Raw genomic sequence first — 16,723 nt, forward strand, 5'->3', positions numbered from 1 at the left:
CGCGTACGCGGATGGCTCAGCGAGCGAGTTCATCGACCGAGTAGCGACGTTCGATACCGGCGGTGGCTCGACCCCACTCGCTGGACATCACTCGCTCCTGGTGCGCAATGAATGCATTGCGGTTGGTGAACTGCTCGTTGACCGACCATGTCAGAGGGTCGTTGGTCGGGGCGACGTCGAAGGCGATGCATCCTGGCTCGGCCCGCGTGAGGCGGGTGTGTTCCGGGAGGTGCTTGCGAACTTGTTGCGCTTCCTCCTCGGTCGCGCACACGAGTTGGCCCGACAGCCGTATCTCCCTCATCGCTCGAACGTACGACACCGAGGAGCGTTTCGGCAGCCGGTCCTCCTATTGAACGGCGAGCCGGTGATGCGCGTGATCGTTGGCAGACCACCCTCTTCGTAGTCCAACTCCTCGCATGACTCGTTCGGTGAGATTGCACCGCGGAGCGAGATGCGGCGGTAGCTGGCGCCCTTGAGGATGCGGACGTCGGCGTGGTGGAGGATGGGCGTCGTGCTCCGCTGCGGAGTCGGGAAGAAGTCGCAGAACCGGGGCGAATCGTGCTCGCACGTCTGGCGCAGACCTGCCTCGTATCCTGTCCCGCGCGCTACGACCCCTGCCACACTCGGCACCGGCCTGCGTGCTGGCAGGAGTGATGCGTGTGAGGCACCTGATGTACATCACTGCGCTATAGATGTACACTTCCGGTATGTCTAGTGTCAGCGTCGCAGACGCCCGCAGACATCTGTCGGACGTGATCGCTCGTTCCCAGAAGGAAGCGGTCTTCATCGAACGGCGCGGTCAGCGCGCGGCAGTGGTGGTGAGTCCGGAGCAGTATGAGCGCATGCTTGAGGCTCTCGAGGACGCCGAGGACGGGGCTGCCTTCGATGAAGCGATGGCTGAAGAAGGCGAGAACATCCCCTGGAACCAGGTCAAGAAGGACCTGGGCTGGGAGTGAGCTACCGGATCGAAATCCGACCGGCAGCTATTCGAGCGCTCGAGCGCATCGATCACCAGACCCGCGACCGCATCCGCGGCGCCATCGCGCTGCTCGGTCAGGATCCGCGGCCGCCCGGAGCCAAGGCATTACAGGGCCGGGACGGCCTCAGGGTGCGCATCGGAAACTATCGCATCATCTACACCGTCCAAGACGACATCCTCGTGGTACTCGTCGTCACCCTCGGACACCGCCGGGACATCTACGACCGCTGACTCGTATCCCTTGATCGGAGCTGCATCTCGAGCGCGTCGTGGTCGGCGTTCACGAGCGCCGTTACGAGACCAGCGTGAGCGCGAATCATGTCAGCTCTCTCGGCTTTGGAGAGATGGAATGCGTGACGTGCGTCATTCGGTCGTCGGAACCTCGGGCAGCGCGCGTTGCGCAGAACCGTGCCGTCGTTGAGGGTGAGGGAGTAAGACACGATGGCTTCCGGTCCGCCCTCGCCGCTCGAGGCGTTCCCGTCCTCGAAAATCGGGCCAGGAATCCATGCCGCGTATTTGCCATCGGTGATGGTTGCGGCCGCCTCCGCCGACGCGTGCAGCACCAGGAAGACGCCGCCGACCTGCTGGGTCGCGTCCTGTTGGCCCTGTGGGAGTACTCCGCCAAGCTCCCGACCAATGAATCGGACGCGAGAATGTGGTGCCTCGGCATCGCCCGACACGTCCTCCGCGAGCACTACCGGCACGCCGTACGGGAGCTCGCGTTGGTGGATGGGCTCCGGTTTCATCTCCGCACCTCCGCCCCCGGAACACGATGCCGTTACCTGGCGCCCCCTCCGCTAGCCGATTGGCGGTCGCGCACTACCCGAACGGCCGTCGGCCACGCGTACAGCGATGGACCGGCCTCCGATTTCGTATTGCGATTCGGCTATGGGTGGCCGGCGTCACTACGAGGGCCCTGAACCTCCTCGACTCGGCCGCAGTCATGCAACTCGTCGCTGACGCAACACCAGATGTGATCATTCATCAGGCGACCTCGCTGACCGACCTGGGCAACAACGTGCGACGGTACGACTCGGCGTCCGCGACGACCAACAGGCTCCGCGTCGAAGGAACCGCCACACTCATTGAAGCCGGACGCCAAATGGCGACCCCACCTCGCCTGGTCGTGCAAGGCTTCTGCGGCTGGCCATGGGCGCCGCGGGGCGGCCCGGTCAAGTCCGAGAGCGACCCACTCGACTCAAACCCAGCTCCAATCCTCCAGCGCACTCTTTCAGCTCTGATCGAGATGGAGCGGCTTGTCACCGGCTACGAGAACGGGACCGCAGTGAGATACGCAGCGCTCTACGGTGATGGCACGTCCCTAGGCCCCGGCGGCAGTTAATCGAGGCAATTCGTATGCGCGCATTCCCGGTGGTCGGGAGAAGCGATGCCGTGTGGTCTTTCCTCCACGCCGAGGACGCCGCCGATGCAGCCGTCGCGGCCATGCACGGACCGAGAGGCATCTACAACATCGCCGATGACACGCCTGTCCTCCTGGTGAGTGGCTCGTCGAGGTTGCGAGAATGCTCCGCGCACCAGAACCCCGGCGTGTGCCGGTCTGGTTGGCGCGACTCGTCGGCGGCCAAGGACTTGTGCACATGATGACCACCGCCAAAGGATCATCCAACGCCCGGGCAAAGGCAGAACTCGGCTGGGCGCCTCAGCACCCCGCATGGCGCGAAGGCTTTAGGGCAATGTTCGCTTCCGCCTCCTTGGACCAAGACCGGTGAGAAGGCTTGACCCGCGATCGTAGACACGGTGGCGGTTCGGTTATGCCGCTTCCGCGAGGGCAGCTGAACGGTAACGGGCGTCTTGCGGATCGAGGGTGTGTCAAATGGGGATCGTCATGCGCGGCATCCGACGATCGGTCCAGGTAAGCGAATCTCGCGTTGCGGAGTGTGTCGTCCGGGGTGAACGTATCTGATCTCGCTGAGGCGCGCCTATTCGGGATGGGCAGGAGTTGTCTCAGATCCCTTGCGACTGCGACGCTTCCGGATGCGGCGAACGGTTCGAGCACCAGCCGTCGTGGCCGCTGGCCGGAGAGAAAACGTTTTGGGCTACAGTGACAGTCAGAATGCGAGAGCGGAGATACCTCATGCCACAAGACGTGTCTGCAACGAAGCCGGTGGGTATCGAAGACGTCGCGCGCGCAGCGTCTGTGTCCATCACGACGGTTTCGCATGCACTGAGTGGGCGCGGTCAGGTGGCGCAGTCAACGAGGGAGCGCGTGCGGCGAGTCGCTGAGGATCTGGGGTATGTTCCGAACCGTTTGGCTAGCGCTTTGCGGGGGCAGCGTTCCCAGATCCTGGGATTTGTCTCGGATGACATCGCGACCACCCCTTTCGCGACGCGTGTGGTTCTCGGTGCCCAGGACGCAGCGTCTGAGCGGGGCCAGCTGCTAGTTGTCGTCAATAGCAATAGCGACCGAGCGATCGAGTCGAGGCAAATCTCGGGGTTGCTGACGGCGCGCATTGACGCAGTCGTCTACGCCCGCATGTTTCACCAAGGCGCGTCGGTGCTGCCCCCGGAATTGACCGGCATCCCGACAGCGCTCGTGGACACCACCGATCAGCGGGGACAAATTCCTTCGGTCGTTCCGGACGAAGAGCAGATTGGGCGTCTGGCGACGGAGACCTTGCTGGCGGCGGGGCATACCCGCATCGCGCATCTGACGGTGTCCGGTGCCGGTCGCGGGAGCATCGGACGACTGGCGGGTTACACCTCGGCGATGAGAGCCGCAGGTTTCCAGCCGCGGGTGTTCAGGGGAGGCGACCCTGGGACATCGGCCGCCGGTCGTGAGGCGTTCGCAGCGATGCTCGACGCGGGCGCAGACGACGTGACGGCGGTGTTCTCGTTCAACGACCCGATGTCGATGGGAATCTACCAGGAGGCATCGCGGGTCGGCGTGTCCATTCCGGATGATCTCTCGGTCGTGAGTGTTGATGACTTCGAGCCGGTTGCCGCGGCGCTCCTCCCTGGATTGACGACGGTTTCCCTTCCGCACTACGAGATGGGTCGGTGGGGAGTGCGCGTGGCTTTGGAACTGCTCGATGCCACGGGGCCACTGGATCTCCCGGTGGAGACACGGCTGCCGGGAACATTGGTGAGCCGGCAGTCGCTGACGTCGCCCCGATCACGCCCGAGCGTGCTGCCGTAACCGGCGTAGTTCGTGTCCACGGCCTACGAGCTCCCAGCCCGCTGAGAGCGGGGTGATCGGGGCGGCGAAGACGCCGGCGTGGGACGAGATTTCGAGGATCGGCCCGTCCAGGATGACGCGCACGTCGCCCGCCCACGGCAGTGTGTGAGCGTTCTCGCTCGATAGGACTCGCAGATGCTGCCCGACCCGATTGATCTCGAGCGCAACTACGCCGCGATCTCTAATTGTGAGCGTGGTGTGGACGTGCTCGGGCCAGAGAATGTCCGCGGCCTCACCGCCGGCGCCAGCGTCGTGGTATCGATCGAGATCCGGGTGCGGACTGAGCACGAGGCGGTCACCGACGGTAGTGATGACGTAGGGAAGGGAGTGTGCACCGTTCCAGTCATCGCCTTCGACGCCGCGGAGCCAGAACATCAGGCAGGGGCGGTCCTGTGCATCACGGAATGTCGTGGCGGCGTAGGGGGAGGGGCCGTGGCTGAGGTTGCCCCACGACCTGGGGGTGAATGAGCCGTCGTCGAAGTCGCCGAGTGCGTAGACAACGTCGAACAGTTCGTCTTCGTCCCAGACGGAGACGATGAGTGCGTGCACGCCGTCGATTTCGACGATCTGCGGGCACTCCCACATGGATCCACTCCAAACGGGATCCCGATCGGCGCTCGATCGGGACGCGACCACCCCGTCGGCGACCCAGGTCGCTCCGTCGGGGGAGGTGAATCCCAGGGCGGCGGCCGTTTTCTCCGCTAGTCCGGCGCCGACGAGCATCCGCCAGCCGGCTTCATCCGGAATGATGACCGGGTCACGGAATACCTTGACGGGGAGTTGTTCCGGCGCGGTCGCAACCACAGCGCCCTTCTCCCAGGTGATCCAGCCCTCATCTTTGGCAGTGGCCGTTCGGATGCGCCCAATCGCAGGATTCTCGGATGAGACCGACGTGTAAAGGATCCGCGGCGACCCGTCATCGGTGACGAGCAGCGAACCAGACCAGACGCCATCGTCACCGTCGCCTGGGGTGAGCGCGGGGGGCAACTCCGCGAGTGAGAAAAGGTCCCTGCCGCTGGCGTGCCCCCAGGAGCAGTTCATGCTCCAGACCACGGAGTCCGGGACGTATTGAAAGAAGACATGGTAGCGATCGCCATCGAAGGTGATCCCGTGAGGGTCGTTGATCCAACCGTTCGCGGTGAAGTGAAACGTCGGTCTCATGGCTGCTCCATCTCATGCGCGGCGTGGCCGAATCATCGTTACTGCGTCGTTACCAAAAACGTTTTGTGTTGCCGTGCCTGCTCACTATAGTCGCAATCACAAAACGTTTTGGGGATTCCTTTCCCCCCGACGAGAGGATGAAGTGACGATGCTTCGATACCGAATGGTCGGCGTGACGGCTTCTGCCGTTGCCGTGATCGCGTTGGCAGGGTGCACCGGCGGCGGAGAGGACAGCGGGGGAGGCGACGGCGAGGCCGTCACCATCATGGGAGCTTTCACCGACGCACAGGCCGAGGCCTTCCAGGCCGACTTGGATGCCTGGTCGGAGGAGAGTGGTATCACTGTCACCTATGACGGCAACACCGACTTCCAGACTGCGGTGGTCGCTCGCGCGACGGCCGGGAACCCGCCGGACATTGCGATCTACCCGCAGCCGGGCGTACTGAAGAGCCAAACCCAGTCGCTCTACCCGCTCGAGGACCTCGGCATCGACGTGGAGGCGATCACCGCCGATCAAGCCAACGGGCTCGGGGACATCGCTGTCGTCGACGGTCAGACCTTCGGCCTGCCGTACTCCATCAACGTCAAGTCGCTCGTCTGGTACAACCCCGCGGCGTTCGAAGCGGCGGGCCTGAGTGTTCCGACCACGGATGCGGAGCTCACCGCCCTGCAGCAGCAGATCATCGACGAAGGCCTTGGATACCCGTGGTGCGTGGGTCTCGAATCAGGTGCGGGCACGGGATGGCCCGCGACCGACTGGCTGGAGGAGTACGTCCTGCGATACGGGGGACTGGAGGAGTACAACGCCTGGATCGCCGGTGATGTCCTGTTCGATAGCCCGCTGGTCACCGAAGCCGGCGACAAGGTGGCGACAGAGCTTCTCGAGCCCGGAAAGGTCAACGGCGGCGGGGCGGGCGCAGCGACGACCGCTTTCCAGACGGCCGGTAACCAGCTGTTCGTGGAAGGCGTGGAGAACGGTCAGTGCTTCATGATGCGACAGGGATCGTTCATCGCGGACTTCTTCCCCGACGACATCAAGTCACAGATCGCCGAAGGCGACCTGACCAACATCGACTTCTTCCAGCTGCCCTCACCGGAAGGGACAGACACAGCGATGCTCGGCGGAGGGGACTTGGTCGGTGCCTTCACCAACTCGGATGCCACCAAGCAGGTCGTGGAGTACATCACCAGCTCCGAGTTCGGCACGAACGGGTACGCGAGCCAGGCGATCTTCCTGTCCCCGCACAACGACTTCGACACGTCGTTTTACACCACCGAGTTCCAGCGCAAAGCTCAGGAGCTGCTCGCAGCGTCGACCCTGTTCGGCTTCGACGCGTCCGACCAGATGCCAGGTGAGGTCGGGGCGGGAACCGAGTGGGCCGAGCTGACCAACTGGTTCACAGGGCAGAAGACGATGCAGCAAGCGTTCCAGGATATCGACGCGTCCTGGCCGCGGTAGGCCTCATTCAACTGTCTGTCGGGCGGCCACCGCTGGCCGCCCGACAGACGATCCACCCTCACAATGACGTCAGGCGGTTTCGATGGCCATCCTCAGCGCAGTGATCTCCGTGGTCCTCGGACTCGGCGTGTCGTTCCTGATCTTCTTGAGCCTGAACTGGCTCGTCGAGAGGACGCATGACAAGGCGAAGTCCCGGCTGCTGCCGTACGTCTTCCTGCTTCCCGTGATCGTTCTCGTCGCACTGTTCCTGCTGTACCCGGCGATTCGAACCTTCGTCGAAAGCTTCATGGAGCAGAGCCAGCGACGCGGCGAAGGAGCAACCTTCGTCGGATTCGACAACTACATCTCGCTCTTCACCGACCCCAATTTCCTCGGCGTCCTGCTCAACAACCTGCTGTGGGTCCTTGTGGTACCGGCCGCGACCGTGCTGATCGGCCTGCTCATCGCGATCCTTACGGATCGTCTGGGAAAGAAGCGCGAGACGACCTTCAAGTCGATGATCTTCTTGCCCATGGCGATCAGCGGCATCGCGGCCGCGGTCACCTGGCGGTTCATCTACTTCTACGCGCCACCCGGCAACCCGCAGATCTATTTACTGAACGCTATCTGGACCGGGATCACCGGGAATGACCCCGTGCCCTGGCTCACACTTGACGCCGGACGATTGAACAGCTTTCTGTTGATGTTCATCGTGATCTGGCTGCAGGTGGGGTTCGCCATGGTTCTCCTCTCAGCCGCGATCAAAGGCGTGCCCGAAGAGACCATCGAGGCTGCACGCTTGGACGGGGCAACGGAGCGGAAGACCTTCTTCCTCGTGATCGTGCCGCAGATCCGCGGCACGCTGCTTGCCGTGTTCGTGACGATCACGATCTTCGTGATGAAGAGCTTCGACATCATCTACGCGATGACGGGTGGGCAGTACAACACCAGCGTCTTGGTCGTCGACTTCTACTCCCAGCTGTTCAGCTTCCAGAATCCGGGCAAGGCCGCGGCGGTCGTCATCGTCCTGATCATCGCCGTCGTCCCCCTGATCGTGTACCAAATCCGCAGCTACAAGGCGCAGGAGGAACTCCGATGACTGTGATCCCCACCCCGATCGTCGACGAAGACTCCGGCAAGCGCGAAACCATCGACGGCGGCAGGAAGAAAAAGTACGACAAGACCGGCGCGGAGAAGCAGAAGCCGCGCGTTCTGATCACTGTCATCACCGGAGTGATCGCGATCGCCTGGCTGTTCCCCCTTCTCGGGTTGCTTGTCACCAGTCTCCGCCCCCGCGCCGATGTGGAGTCGACGGGATGGTGGACAGCAATCCTCAGTCCGTTCCAAACGGCCTGGACACTCGAGCCGTTCGCGCAGGCCTGGACAGCGCTCGACGCCGGGACAACGTTTTGGAACTCGGTCGCCGTCACCGTGCCGGCAACCGTGCTCCCAGTGATGTTCGCGGCGATGGCCGCGTACGCGTTCACCTTCTTCCAATTCCGCGGGAAAGAAATCTACTTCGCCGTGATCCTCGGACTCATGGTGGTGCCCGTCCAGATCGCCGTCATCCCGATCCTGCAGCTGTTCGTCTGGTTCGGCGACGTCACCGGCATCCCAATCATCGGCCAATACCAGGCCGCGTGGATCGTTCACGCCACCTTCGCCATGCCACTCGCGATCTATATCCTCCGCAACTACATGCAGACCCTGCCGAACTCGCTCATCGAAGCGGCACGTGTAGACGGAGCGAGCCACTTCCAGATCTTTTGGCGCCTGATCGTCCCGATGTCCGTCCCCGCGCTGGCCTCGTTCGCAATCTTCCAATTCCTCTGGGTGTGGAACGACTTCTTCGTGGCTTACCTGTTTATTCAGAGCGGCCCGAACCAGGTCCTCACGCAAGGGCTCTATACCCTCCTGGGACAATACGGTCAGGGGTGGCAGCGCGTGGCCGCCGGTTCGTTCATTACCCTTGTTGTCCCGCTCGCGATCTTCTTCGGACTGCAGCGGTTCTTCGTCCGCGGTCTCACCGCCGGCTCTGTGAAGTAAGCACAACGCAGGGGGGCGGCGGATGGCGCGGTCAGGCAGGCCGACGATCACGGACGTGGCCCGGCTTGCCGATGTGTCGAAGACCACAGTCAGCTATGTGATCAACGGGACGGGGTATGTCTCGGAAGAGAGGCGTACTCGTATCGAGCTCGCTATCGCCCGGCTCGGATACCGGCCCAACGCGTTCGCGCGGGGCCTCCGCTCCAGCCGAGTCTCGACAGTCGGAGTGGTCAGCGCGGATGCCGCCGACCCGTTCGTCGCGCGGGTAACCAGCGGCATCCTCGCGGAGGCAGCCGCGCGCGACATCATCGTCACGGTATCGGTTGACAGCGGGCCTTCATCTTGCCCAGAAAGTGGTCGCGTCGGGGCGCGACAAACCGGGGAACCCCTGATCTACGTGACCGACAACGAGTTCTCGGCGGAGGCATACGCCACTCTTGCCGCGCGACACGTTGTTGTGCTCGCCGGTGAGGGCGAGCACCGCCTTGGCCGTGCCGCCGCCGCGATGATTGACCCTCGCCCCGCCGCACACGATTTGGCCACCTTCGTCGTCTCGTCCGGACATACTCGAGTGGCCATCGTGACCCCGGCGCGATGGAGCGGGAAATGGTCCGAACGAGCCGCAGGGCTCCGCGACGGTCTCATCGCAGCGGGAATCCCCTGGGTCGGTATCACAACGATCTCGGCTGAGGTGTCCGTGCACGGGGGCAGGGTGGCGATAGAGGAGCTCTTCATGGTCACCCCGGACCTGTCGCTGCGCCCCACAGCGGTGCTGTGCGTGGACGACAGCGTCGCAATCGGTGTTCTCCAACGCAGCCGAGAGGTCGGCCTGATCGTTCCTGATCACCTCAGCGTCACAGGCTTCGGCGATACCACCCCCGCACAAACGACTTCCCCGAGACTGACGACAGCTCGGTTGCCCGCGGAGGAGATCGGCCAAGCTGCACTAGAAATGCTCCTACGAAGCGCCGACCTAGGCGACAAGGCGATCCCGGCGCGAATGATCGCTGCTTCGATGGTCCGGGGCGGGAGCGTCCGACCTCCGCAGCTCGACACCGGCACAGGAATGGGCGTGGAGCGATGATGGTGTGGTGAACGGAATGAACTTCGGTCAACGCGACGACCCCGAGCTTCCTCGTTACGCCGGTCTGGCGACCTTTGCGCTCCTCCCCACGCTCGACTCCGTGGACCGAGCCGAAATTGCTATCCTCGGCGTACCCTTCGACTCTGGAACGAGCTACCGGCCCGGCGCGCGGTTCGGCCCGGCCCACATCCGAGAGAACTCACGGCAGCTGCATCCGTACCATGCCGTTCTCGATGCCTACCCCTTCCGAGCAATGCAAGTCGCGGATGCGGGCGACGTCGCCGTCGGCCCGTACGACATCCCCCGCGCGATCACGGTCGTAGAGAGGGCTGCCCGACGCCTGACAACCGCGGGATCCCGAATTGTTGCGCTGGGAGGTGACCACACGATCGCGTTTCCTCTGCTCCGTGCAGCAGCTGAAGTTTACGGACCGTTAGCCGTGGTGCACTTCGACGCGCATCTCGACACGTGGGACACACTGCACGGTGCGTCGTACTGGCACGGCTCACCATTCAGGAGGGCCGCGGAAGAAGGGCTACTCGACCTCGCTCACTGCCAACATGTCGGTATCCGGGGCGGCATCTACGACACCCGTGAGCTCGAGGACGACGCGCAAGCCGGCTTCCAGATCATCCGCAGCGAGGCGTTCCTCACCGACACTCCCGCGGAGATCGCCGACCGCATTCGAGCGCGGGTCGTTGACGTCCCGGCGTACATCTCTGTGGACATCGACGTGCTCGACCCCGCATATGCTCCGGGAACCGGCACCCCGGAGGTGGCAGGAATCGCAACCGCGCAACTCTTCGCCGTGCTACGCGCCATGCGCGGTACCCGCATCGTCGGTGCTGACGTGGTCGAGGTCGCGCCGGCCTACGACCACGCGGGCATCACAGGCCTAGCCGCAGCACACACCGCGTGGGAGCTCGTCACGCTCATGAGCCTCGCCTAACCAGCCGCCGTCCAGACCGGGCTTTGTCGGCTACCGCGCGACCGTTCGTTCCGGCGTGCTTGCTAATCTCGAACTGCGGTCGCCCATCTCGGAGCGCGACCTGTCTCGTATCCCTTGGCTTGCGCTCCGGCCCCGTGCCGCACGCGGGATCCGCGGGTGCGTTTGGGCTGCCGCTTCTGCCTGCGCTCAGGTTCAGGCTCGAGCTTCTCTGAGGGCTCGGCGTAGTCGGCTCTTGTTGGCGAAGAGCCGGTTCATGGCGGCGATGAGCTCTTCGGCGATGGCCGAATTGGGTGCAATCACGTTGAATTGGTCGCCCTCGGAGTCGAATGTGAGTATGTCGTTTTCGAGCCAGTCAGGGTGGGTTCGGCGGAGCTCATGCTGGCAGAGGACTTCGATGTCTTCACTGGTCAGGTCGTCATCGTCCATGCCGGCTCTGTCGGCGAGCCAGCCGAAGTCACGAAGGGAAACCTCTGCGCGGTCGTCGTCGGTGATGTGCACGGAGAAGTCTGCGGCGGTGCTCGTGGTGCGTGGCCTGTTGGGCATCAGCACGAGCCACCAGCCATTCTTGCGACCGGCGGTGTCGGCGAAACTCTCGTCGAAAGCTCGCCCTTCGCCGTGGAACCGCTCGAGTTCCAGACCGAGGAGGGAGTCCGTGTCGTCGATAGCGGTCGTGTAGATGAGGTCGACCTCGCGGAGCCGGGAGCAGTTCTTCAGCGCAGCCGCACCAGTCACTTCCCGCACGCGAAGGAACTTGATTTTCTCGAGGTGACCCGCGTCGGCGAGTGGAGACAGATCAACGTGTGCTGCCCCTTCAATGAAGATCTCACGGAGGTTGCTGAGATCCCCGATGGCCGCGAGATTGACGGAGCGCGTGTGGAACGCGACCTCCTTGACCTGCGGGGTGAGCTGAAAATGCGCGGGAACAGTACTCAACGTCAAGCTGAGGCTTGTCAGCCGTGGCGCATGCACGACCGACAAGTGGTTCTTGTGGACGACGAACACGTGCCTCAGCCGCGGCAGGTCGGACAGTTCCAGGACATCGGACGCGCGAGGGAGCATCAAGCTCTGCAGCCCGGTCATCTTCTCGATGGTCTTCAGTGACTGGAACGCCCTGGTGTCGCCCCGGCACCACAGGCTAGAGATCTGTTCCGCCTGAGGCTCGAACCAGGACAGGTCCATCGGAGCAGACGCCCAAATGTCCAAACCCGCGCGCGTGGCGAGAGCGGCGAGCACGCGATCCAAAGTTGGGTCGTTCGACGGGTTCCACCCCGCGGGAAGATCGATCTGCGGCGGGATCTGCGGAAGCGTCCAGGTGTAGTACGCCCAATGAGCGTACGGAACCATATCGTCCGGGATTCCCCATTCCCGAAGAAGATCCTCCCTGAGCTCCTCATCCACGGGCTGTCGCGGGAGGTTGTTCTCGTCCATACCGTCAACGTAGATGATTCCCTGGGAGCATTCGGGTCACCGGCGCCGCGGTCCGATCTCACAAAATCTCTTGATGGAGGACTGTCTCGCATCCCTTGCCTTGCGCTAGGTTCCCTGACGCACGCGGGATCATTTCACGCTCCCGCGCGGGGTCCGAGCCGAGCCGGTCGGCGGCCGCGTGGCGCACAGAGTCGCATTAGCGGGCGCGAGCGTCGCTTCTTTCTCCGGCGACGGTCGCGATCTGGATTGTCCCGATCAGGGCGGTGGCAACTCCGGCGAGCAGGAGAACCCAGAGCATCGGGTTCCAACCGTCAATCCTCGTCTCGTCGGCGAGTATGCCGTAGTTGTAGAGCGCGGCCGCGGCCGCGACAGTGACCACGAGACCGAGTCCGACGACCAGGGCAGCCAGAGTCATTCGCATGTCAGCACCCTGCCACACCGGGGCACCGCTCTGAGCTCGGCCTTCGTCACTTCACGGCCGCCGATCGCTGCGCGAGCCATCGTTGCGGGCGGGGCTCGGTGGAATCCATACTCGGCGGGTGAGCGATGAGGGGGATGTGTACGACGCGGCTCGCCGGCGAGTGGCCCTTGACGCTGAAGTGAAGAGACATGAGCGTGACGGTTGGGCGGTCCTGGAGAAGGCGCGCTGGCCTTTCTCATGCGCCGCACATCAGACGTGCGGTGGTCCGACGGGCACTCCGCTCCTGGTCTCACCATCCGCGACGAATTCCACGCCAACCTGTTGACCCTTCTTCAACTGGGCGCCCGCTTCCGGGTCTTGCGCGGTAACCCAAAACATGCCGGGCCAGGTTCGCGAGCCGATGCCTGGGCCGTCGGGGTCACCACCCGCCAACCCCAAGCCGGCCTTCGCGGCCAGCTCGCGCGCGATATGGACGGGTTGCCCCACGAGGTCCGGCACGATGGTGAGCTCCGACATGGCTCTCAGCCTCCTACGGCTCAATGCGGGACGCCAGGCCAGTTCGCTGACAGCTTGCGCACGGACAGTTGAAATTGCCGCGCTCAGCGCCGTCCCTCGTTCATGGCCTCGCGCGCTGTGGGGGCGAAAGGCAAGTGTCTCGTAAGGAAAGCGATGCGAGACAGTTTGCTACCCAAGCTGTGCGAGCGCACGTTGCTCCCGCCGTGCGGTCCTCAGGGGACAGGTCATGCGAGAGGTTGCATGACGGAGAGGGAAGGCAACGTATGCACATAGTCCGTCAGCAGCACAGTCGGGGGGCTCTTGAGGCAAGCACCTAGCCACCTGATGCAGCTGGCAGCAAAGCGAACCCCGCTGCCGCGACCGCGACAATTGCCACACCCACAGCGATCGCGATCACGCTCTGCCATAACTTCTTTTTGAGAAGGAAAGCTCCGCCTAGGGCGATCAGCCCAACTCCAACAAGTCCGGCGGCGATCCCGCCGAGCAGCAGCACCCAGTAATTACTCGCCTCGAAACTGAGGGGTGCCACAACGAAAGCACCGAGTCCTCCCAGCAACAGCGCCACGATTCCGACGAGGATCCCCAACCCAGCCACGGTCTCCAGCGTCTCCACGGACTTCGAGGGTCGTTCGGGAGGATAGTGACCGAGCCGAGCACGGAACCGTTCGCGATGCGCCGGGGCAATCACCTCGAGCACCTCGATCAAATCGGGGTTGTCGCGCATGCTGCGCGGAAGGGCGAGGAGTTCCCCTCTCCAACTCTGCGGCGGGCCGCTTGCCCCCAGCAAGCGGCCGAGACGATCCCGCTCAATCGGCGTGGTCCATCCTTCGACGACTATTCCCCACCGGCCCGCCTGATCAGGGCAGCCAAGGCTCCGGTACAACTCGGCCAGCATGAGCCGAACGTCATAAGGGGCTTCGTCCATTTCCACCTCCCGACGCAGCACCCGTATCGCCTCCCGAGACTGGCCCCGGTCCACGAGGTCCTGTGCCACCTCCACGCTCCCCCGGCTCATCCCCTGAGACTAAAGGTTTCGAACGGCCGCACGGGGCCGGCGAACTCATCCGGCCGGCGGAGTCAGTGTGATTGCATCACATCCATGGAAAGCATTTGCTGAGCGTCGATTGTCGAAGAGCCCGTGGCCCTTCCGTCTAGGGACGAGGTTTGGTCGGCCACCGTGTTCTCGTGACCCGAGCGCGAAGTCGGTTGCGGCGAGCCGCTGGAACACGGACGCCGATCGCGGCGCGAGCCATCGTTGCAGGCGGGGTGCGGCGGAATCCATACTCAGTCGGTGAGCGATAAGGGAAATGTGTACGGCGCAGCTCGTCGACGAGTGGCCCTTGACGCTGAAGTGAAGAGACGTGAGCGTGACGGTTGGGCGGTCCTGGAGAAGGCGCGCTTCGAGGTGACGATGATCCACGATGTTCGGCCACCGTGGTGGCAACTCTTTCTCACGCTTGTGATGGGATTGTTCGGGGCCGCAGCCGTTGTGTCGGCGGAGCGGTACTTGCGCATCGAGGCGCTGGGCGACGGTCAGCTGCGTCGCCGGACTACCGGCGACATCCCTCGAGGGTGGCCTCGCAAGCGGCGGTGGGAAGTTCCCGATGGAACCGTTGCGGGTTCCGTGTCTGGCAGTGATCGGGGATAGGTAGTGGCCGCCTCCAAGAGTCGGCGTGTGGCCCGCGCATGAATCCTGACGCGCGGCGCTTCGGGCCAGCCGTGCGGCAAGCTGGCGTAGTGCAGTCGAGCCGGGATTCATGGAAGTGGCTGAACGCTGAGGTACTGCGGTTCCTCAGCGAGCTCGACCCTTACGGGCTCACCCCAGGCGCTCCTGACGGGGCTCCTTTCGACGAGTACGACACAGAGGCGATACCGATCGCCAGCATCCTCCAGAGGGACGGAACCGTCACTGCCGAGCAGATCGATGCCGTGTGGCAGAAATGGTTCGGAGAGCCCCTGACCGCCGTCGTCGGCAGCGAGAACGTCGACAAACTCATAGCCGAACTGACTTCGCTCAGTGGACGGCGGCATTGAGGGGGCGTTCAGCGATCCTGCCACCGCACGATGTCGCGAGGGGCGCTCCGACCTACCCTCGAATCATGAGCACTTCGCGGCAAGTCGGCTTCGGAGCACGGCTCTTCGAAGGCCCCTCGTGGTGGTCGGGATCACAACCGTCCTCGCTCTGGTCGTGGTGTGGTTGATCGCGGTGTCGATCGGGCCTGAGGCGTGCGCTTTGTCTTTGCCTGGCCCGCGCAATTGTTTCGCCGGTGATCGGGTTCAGGCGGCCATTTTGCCGACGATCGTGATCGTTGCTTCAGCCGTCTTGTCGACCGCGCTGCTGTTCGCGTGGCCGAAGAACTCCCGCATGATCACGAGGTGGTCGGTCCTCGTCCTTATCCTGATAGCGGCTGCCTCCTATGTGCTCGTCGCCTGGATCCCAGCATTCGCCTGGACGTGGAGGGGCGACATTTCGCCGTGAGTCGCGGTGTCTGCTCCCGGGGATGAGCAACGGGATCGACCCGCGTGCAGATGCCGGTAAGCGCGAGCGGCGGCGGGCGTGAGGGTCACGCGTTGCTCACCTCGAGCGATAGACGTCCACCGTGTCGCTGCGGACGCGCGCCGAGAGCACGAGGGCAACCGTCCCGAGCCCGACGGTTCGTAACAGGAAAGCCAGCGCATCGAGCAGGAAAGCCACCTCGGCGTACCCCTGGACGCCGGTCGAGGCGGATTCGGCGTAGAGGAGTTGCTGGACGACAGTGGCGACAGACCAAGTGATCAGTGCCCATAGCGGCGCCCAGTTCCACGGCGCCGGAACCACCTTGGCGCGAGCGATCTGCACGGACGCAAGCAGCGACGCGGCGACAGTGACCAGTAGGTTCACATAGAACACCGCCGTCAGCACGCTCTCGGCTCCCCGGTACGCAGAAAGGCCCGCTTCAAAAGTCTCTGCGTCCATGGCGGGCAACAGCGGTTCCATAGCCCGAATGAGAAGCGGCCACAGCGCAACGACGGCGAGTGCAGCGACCCCGAGTGGTCGCCGTGCCACGACGCTCGACTGCGTTGACAGGCCGATCGCGAAGAGCAGCACCGACCCCGCGAAGACGGCATCAAGCCCGATCCCTGTGACCTGGGCGATACCGAAAACGGAGTACTGCAGCATCCCGATCACGCCACACAACACGAGGCCGACGCCTCCGATCGTCCAGGTCAGGCGCTGTTTTCGCATCCTCTGACCATAGTGACCGCACCGGGAGAGGTGGAGTCACAGCTGATCTCGAAGATCAACTCGGCCCGCTGGTGGGTCGGCTTGATGCGCCGAACTCGACGACGCTCGTGGCGGCAGACCACACCCCTCCGAAACACAACTTCTCGCATGACCGAACCGGTGAGGATCGCACAGCGAGTGACCCGCGCTGGCGCCTGTTTGTCAGAGGACTGTCTCGTATCGCTTACCCTCCGCTACGGCCGCTGCCCAGTATTCGGCTGAGCGGGCAGGGGCTAGAGA

At 63.9% G+C, this 16,723-nt stretch carries 18 protein-coding genes; 10 read left to right on the forward strand and 8 right to left on the reverse strand.

The window, feature by feature from the left end; genetic code table 11:
• Positions 1-16: 16 nt before the first annotated feature.
• Complete coding sequence (locus T9R20_RS02545; RefSeq protein ID WP_322410993.1) at positions 17-301, reverse strand: putative quinol monooxygenase; 285 nt, start codon at positions 299-301, stop codon at positions 17-19.
• A gap of 406 nt (positions 302-707) precedes the next feature.
• On the opposite strand from T9R20_RS02545, the gene T9R20_RS02550 reads away from it, so the two are divergent.
• Entirely contained in the window at positions 708-956 is a 249-nt protein-coding gene (locus tag T9R20_RS02550; protein ID WP_322410994.1) for a type II toxin-antitoxin system Phd/YefM family antitoxin, read from the forward strand.
• Positions 953-1,210 (forward strand): type II toxin-antitoxin system RelE/ParE family toxin, encoded by a 258-nt coding sequence (locus T9R20_RS02555; RefSeq protein ID WP_322410995.1) that lies wholly within the window; start codon positions 953-955, stop codon positions 1,208-1,210. The genes T9R20_RS02550 and T9R20_RS02555 overlap by 4 nt, the downstream gene beginning before the upstream one ends.
• Here T9R20_RS02555 and T9R20_RS02560 read toward each other — a convergent pair.
• Entirely contained in the window at positions 1,198-1,725 is a 528-nt protein-coding gene (locus tag T9R20_RS02560) for a hypothetical protein (protein WP_322410996.1), read from the reverse strand. The two genes, T9R20_RS02555 and T9R20_RS02560, sit on opposite strands and share 13 nt — an antisense overlap.
• A 1,349-nt stretch (positions 1,726-3,074) precedes the next feature.
• Between T9R20_RS02560 and T9R20_RS02565 the strand changes: the two genes are divergently transcribed.
• Positions 3,075-4,136, forward strand: a complete 1,062-nt coding sequence (locus tag T9R20_RS02565) for a LacI family DNA-binding transcriptional regulator (RefSeq protein WP_322410997.1) — start codon at positions 3,075-3,077, stop codon at positions 4,134-4,136.
• Here the strand turns inward: T9R20_RS02565 and T9R20_RS02570 are convergent.
• The gene (locus tag T9R20_RS02570) at positions 4,113-5,336 is read right to left on the reverse strand and encodes a glycoside hydrolase family 32 protein (protein WP_322410998.1); all 1,224 of its coding nucleotides are present in this window, start codon (positions 5,334-5,336) and stop codon (positions 4,113-4,115) included. The genes T9R20_RS02565 and T9R20_RS02570 overlap by 24 nt on opposite strands.
• A gap of 148 nt (positions 5,337-5,484) precedes the next feature.
• Here T9R20_RS02570 and T9R20_RS02575 point away from each other — a divergent pair, with 148 nt between their 5' ends.
• The 5 genes from T9R20_RS02575 (at position 5,485) to speB (ending at position 10,853) form a co-directional block, all read left to right on the forward strand.
• Positions 5,485-6,795, forward strand: a complete 1,311-nt coding sequence (locus tag T9R20_RS02575) for an ABC transporter substrate-binding protein (RefSeq protein WP_322410999.1) — start codon at positions 5,485-5,487, stop codon at positions 6,793-6,795.
• An 82-nt stretch (positions 6,796-6,877) separates the two neighbouring features.
• Positions 6,878-7,873: a sugar ABC transporter permease gene (locus T9R20_RS02580; protein ID WP_322411000.1), complete on the forward strand. Its 996-nt coding sequence runs from the start codon at positions 6,878-6,880 to the stop codon at positions 7,871-7,873.
• Entirely contained in the window at positions 7,870-8,820 is a 951-nt protein-coding gene (locus T9R20_RS02585) for a carbohydrate ABC transporter permease (protein ID WP_322411001.1), read from the forward strand. The genes T9R20_RS02580 and T9R20_RS02585 overlap by 4 nt, the downstream gene beginning before the upstream one ends.
• 55 nt (positions 8,821-8,875) lie before the next feature.
• Positions 8,876-9,904, forward strand: coding sequence for a LacI family DNA-binding transcriptional regulator (locus T9R20_RS02590; protein ID WP_322411002.1), 1,029 nt, complete (start codon positions 8,876-8,878; stop codon positions 9,902-9,904).
• A 16-nt stretch (positions 9,905-9,920) separates the two neighbouring features.
• A complete protein-coding gene (speB, locus tag T9R20_RS02595; RefSeq protein ID WP_322412092.1) occupies positions 9,921-10,853 on the forward strand; it encodes an agmatinase in 933 nt (310 codons plus the stop codon).
• Positions 10,854-11,045: 192 nt separating this feature from the next.
• Here the strand turns inward: speB and T9R20_RS02600 are convergent, their stop codons facing one another.
• From T9R20_RS02600 to T9R20_RS02615, 4 genes are all read right to left on the reverse strand, one after another.
• On the reverse strand, positions 11,046-12,281 hold the full coding sequence (locus T9R20_RS02600; RefSeq protein ID WP_322411003.1) for a hypothetical protein: 1,236 nt from the start codon (positions 12,279-12,281) through the stop codon (positions 11,046-11,048).
• A gap of 196 nt (positions 12,282-12,477) precedes the next feature.
• The gene (locus T9R20_RS02605; protein ID WP_322411004.1) at positions 12,478-12,702 is read right to left on the reverse strand and encodes a hypothetical protein; all 225 of its coding nucleotides are present in this window, start codon (positions 12,700-12,702) and stop codon (positions 12,478-12,480) included.
• Between the two features lie 249 nt (positions 12,703-12,951).
• Positions 12,952-13,218: a PASTA domain-containing protein gene (locus T9R20_RS02610; protein ID WP_322411005.1), complete on the reverse strand. Its 267-nt coding sequence runs from the start codon at positions 13,216-13,218 to the stop codon at positions 12,952-12,954.
• 313 nt (positions 13,219-13,531) lie between these two features.
• Positions 13,532-14,212 (reverse strand): hypothetical protein, encoded by a 681-nt coding sequence (locus T9R20_RS02615; RefSeq protein WP_322411006.1) that lies wholly within the window; start codon positions 14,210-14,212, stop codon positions 13,532-13,534.
• 743 nt (positions 14,213-14,955) lie between these two features.
• Here T9R20_RS02615 and T9R20_RS02620 point away from each other — a divergent pair.
• Entirely contained in the window at positions 14,956-15,252 is a 297-nt protein-coding gene (locus T9R20_RS02620) for a hypothetical protein (RefSeq protein WP_322411007.1), read from the forward strand.
• A 118-nt stretch (positions 15,253-15,370) separates the two neighbouring features.
• Positions 15,371-15,697, forward strand: coding sequence for a hypothetical protein (locus tag T9R20_RS02625; RefSeq protein ID WP_322411008.1), 327 nt, complete (start codon positions 15,371-15,373; stop codon positions 15,695-15,697).
• A 96-nt stretch (positions 15,698-15,793) separates the two neighbouring features.
• Here T9R20_RS02625 and T9R20_RS02630 read toward each other — a convergent pair whose 3' ends face one another.
• Positions 15,794-16,444: a hypothetical protein gene (locus T9R20_RS02630; RefSeq protein WP_322411009.1), complete on the reverse strand. Its 651-nt coding sequence runs from the start codon at positions 16,442-16,444 to the stop codon at positions 15,794-15,796.
• Between the last annotated feature and the right edge of the window lie 279 nt (positions 16,445-16,723).

This window comes from Microbacterium invictum (genome assembly GCF_034421375.1).
GTDB lineage: Bacteria > Actinomycetota > Actinomycetes > Actinomycetales > Microbacteriaceae > Microbacterium > Microbacterium invictum_A.

Coding starts and splice junctions, on each gene's coding strand:
- T9R20_RS02580 (WP_322411000.1), top strand. CDS start 6,878: ATGGCCATCCTCAGCGCAGTGATCTCCGTGGTCCTCGGACTCGGCGTG.
- T9R20_RS02545 (WP_322410993.1), bottom strand. CDS start 301: ATGAGGGAGATACGGCTGTCGGGCCAACTCGTGTGCGCGACCGAGGAG.
- T9R20_RS02630 (WP_322411009.1), bottom strand. CDS start 16,444: ATGCGAAAACAGCGCCTGACCTGGACGATCGGAGGCGTCGGCCTCGTG.
- T9R20_RS02585 (WP_322411001.1), top strand. CDS start 7,870: ATGACTGTGATCCCCACCCCGATCGTCGACGAAGACTCCGGCAAGCGC.
- T9R20_RS02610 (WP_322411005.1), bottom strand. CDS start 13,218: ATGTCGGAGCTCACCATCGTGCCGGACCTCGTGGGGCAACCCGTCCAT.
- T9R20_RS02570 (WP_322410998.1), bottom strand. CDS start 5,336: ATGAGACCGACGTTTCACTTCACCGCGAACGGTTGGATCAACGACCCT.
- T9R20_RS02550 (WP_322410994.1), top strand. CDS start 708: ATGTCTAGTGTCAGCGTCGCAGACGCCCGCAGACATCTGTCGGACGTG.
- T9R20_RS02560 (WP_322410996.1), bottom strand. CDS start 1,725: ATGAAACCGGAGCCCATCCACCAACGCGAGCTCCCGTACGGCGTGCCG.
- speB (WP_322412092.1), top strand. CDS start 9,921: ATGAACTTCGGTCAACGCGACGACCCCGAGCTTCCTCGTTACGCCGGT.
- T9R20_RS02565 (WP_322410997.1), top strand. CDS start 3,075: ATGCCACAAGACGTGTCTGCAACGAAGCCGGTGGGTATCGAAGACGTC.
- T9R20_RS02600 (WP_322411003.1), bottom strand. CDS start 12,281: ATGGACGAGAACAACCTCCCGCGACAGCCCGTGGATGAGGAGCTCAGG.
- T9R20_RS02575 (WP_322410999.1), top strand. CDS start 5,485: ATGCTTCGATACCGAATGGTCGGCGTGACGGCTTCTGCCGTTGCCGTG.
- T9R20_RS02605 (WP_322411004.1), bottom strand. CDS start 12,702: ATGCGAATGACTCTGGCTGCCCTGGTCGTCGGACTCGGTCTCGTGGTC.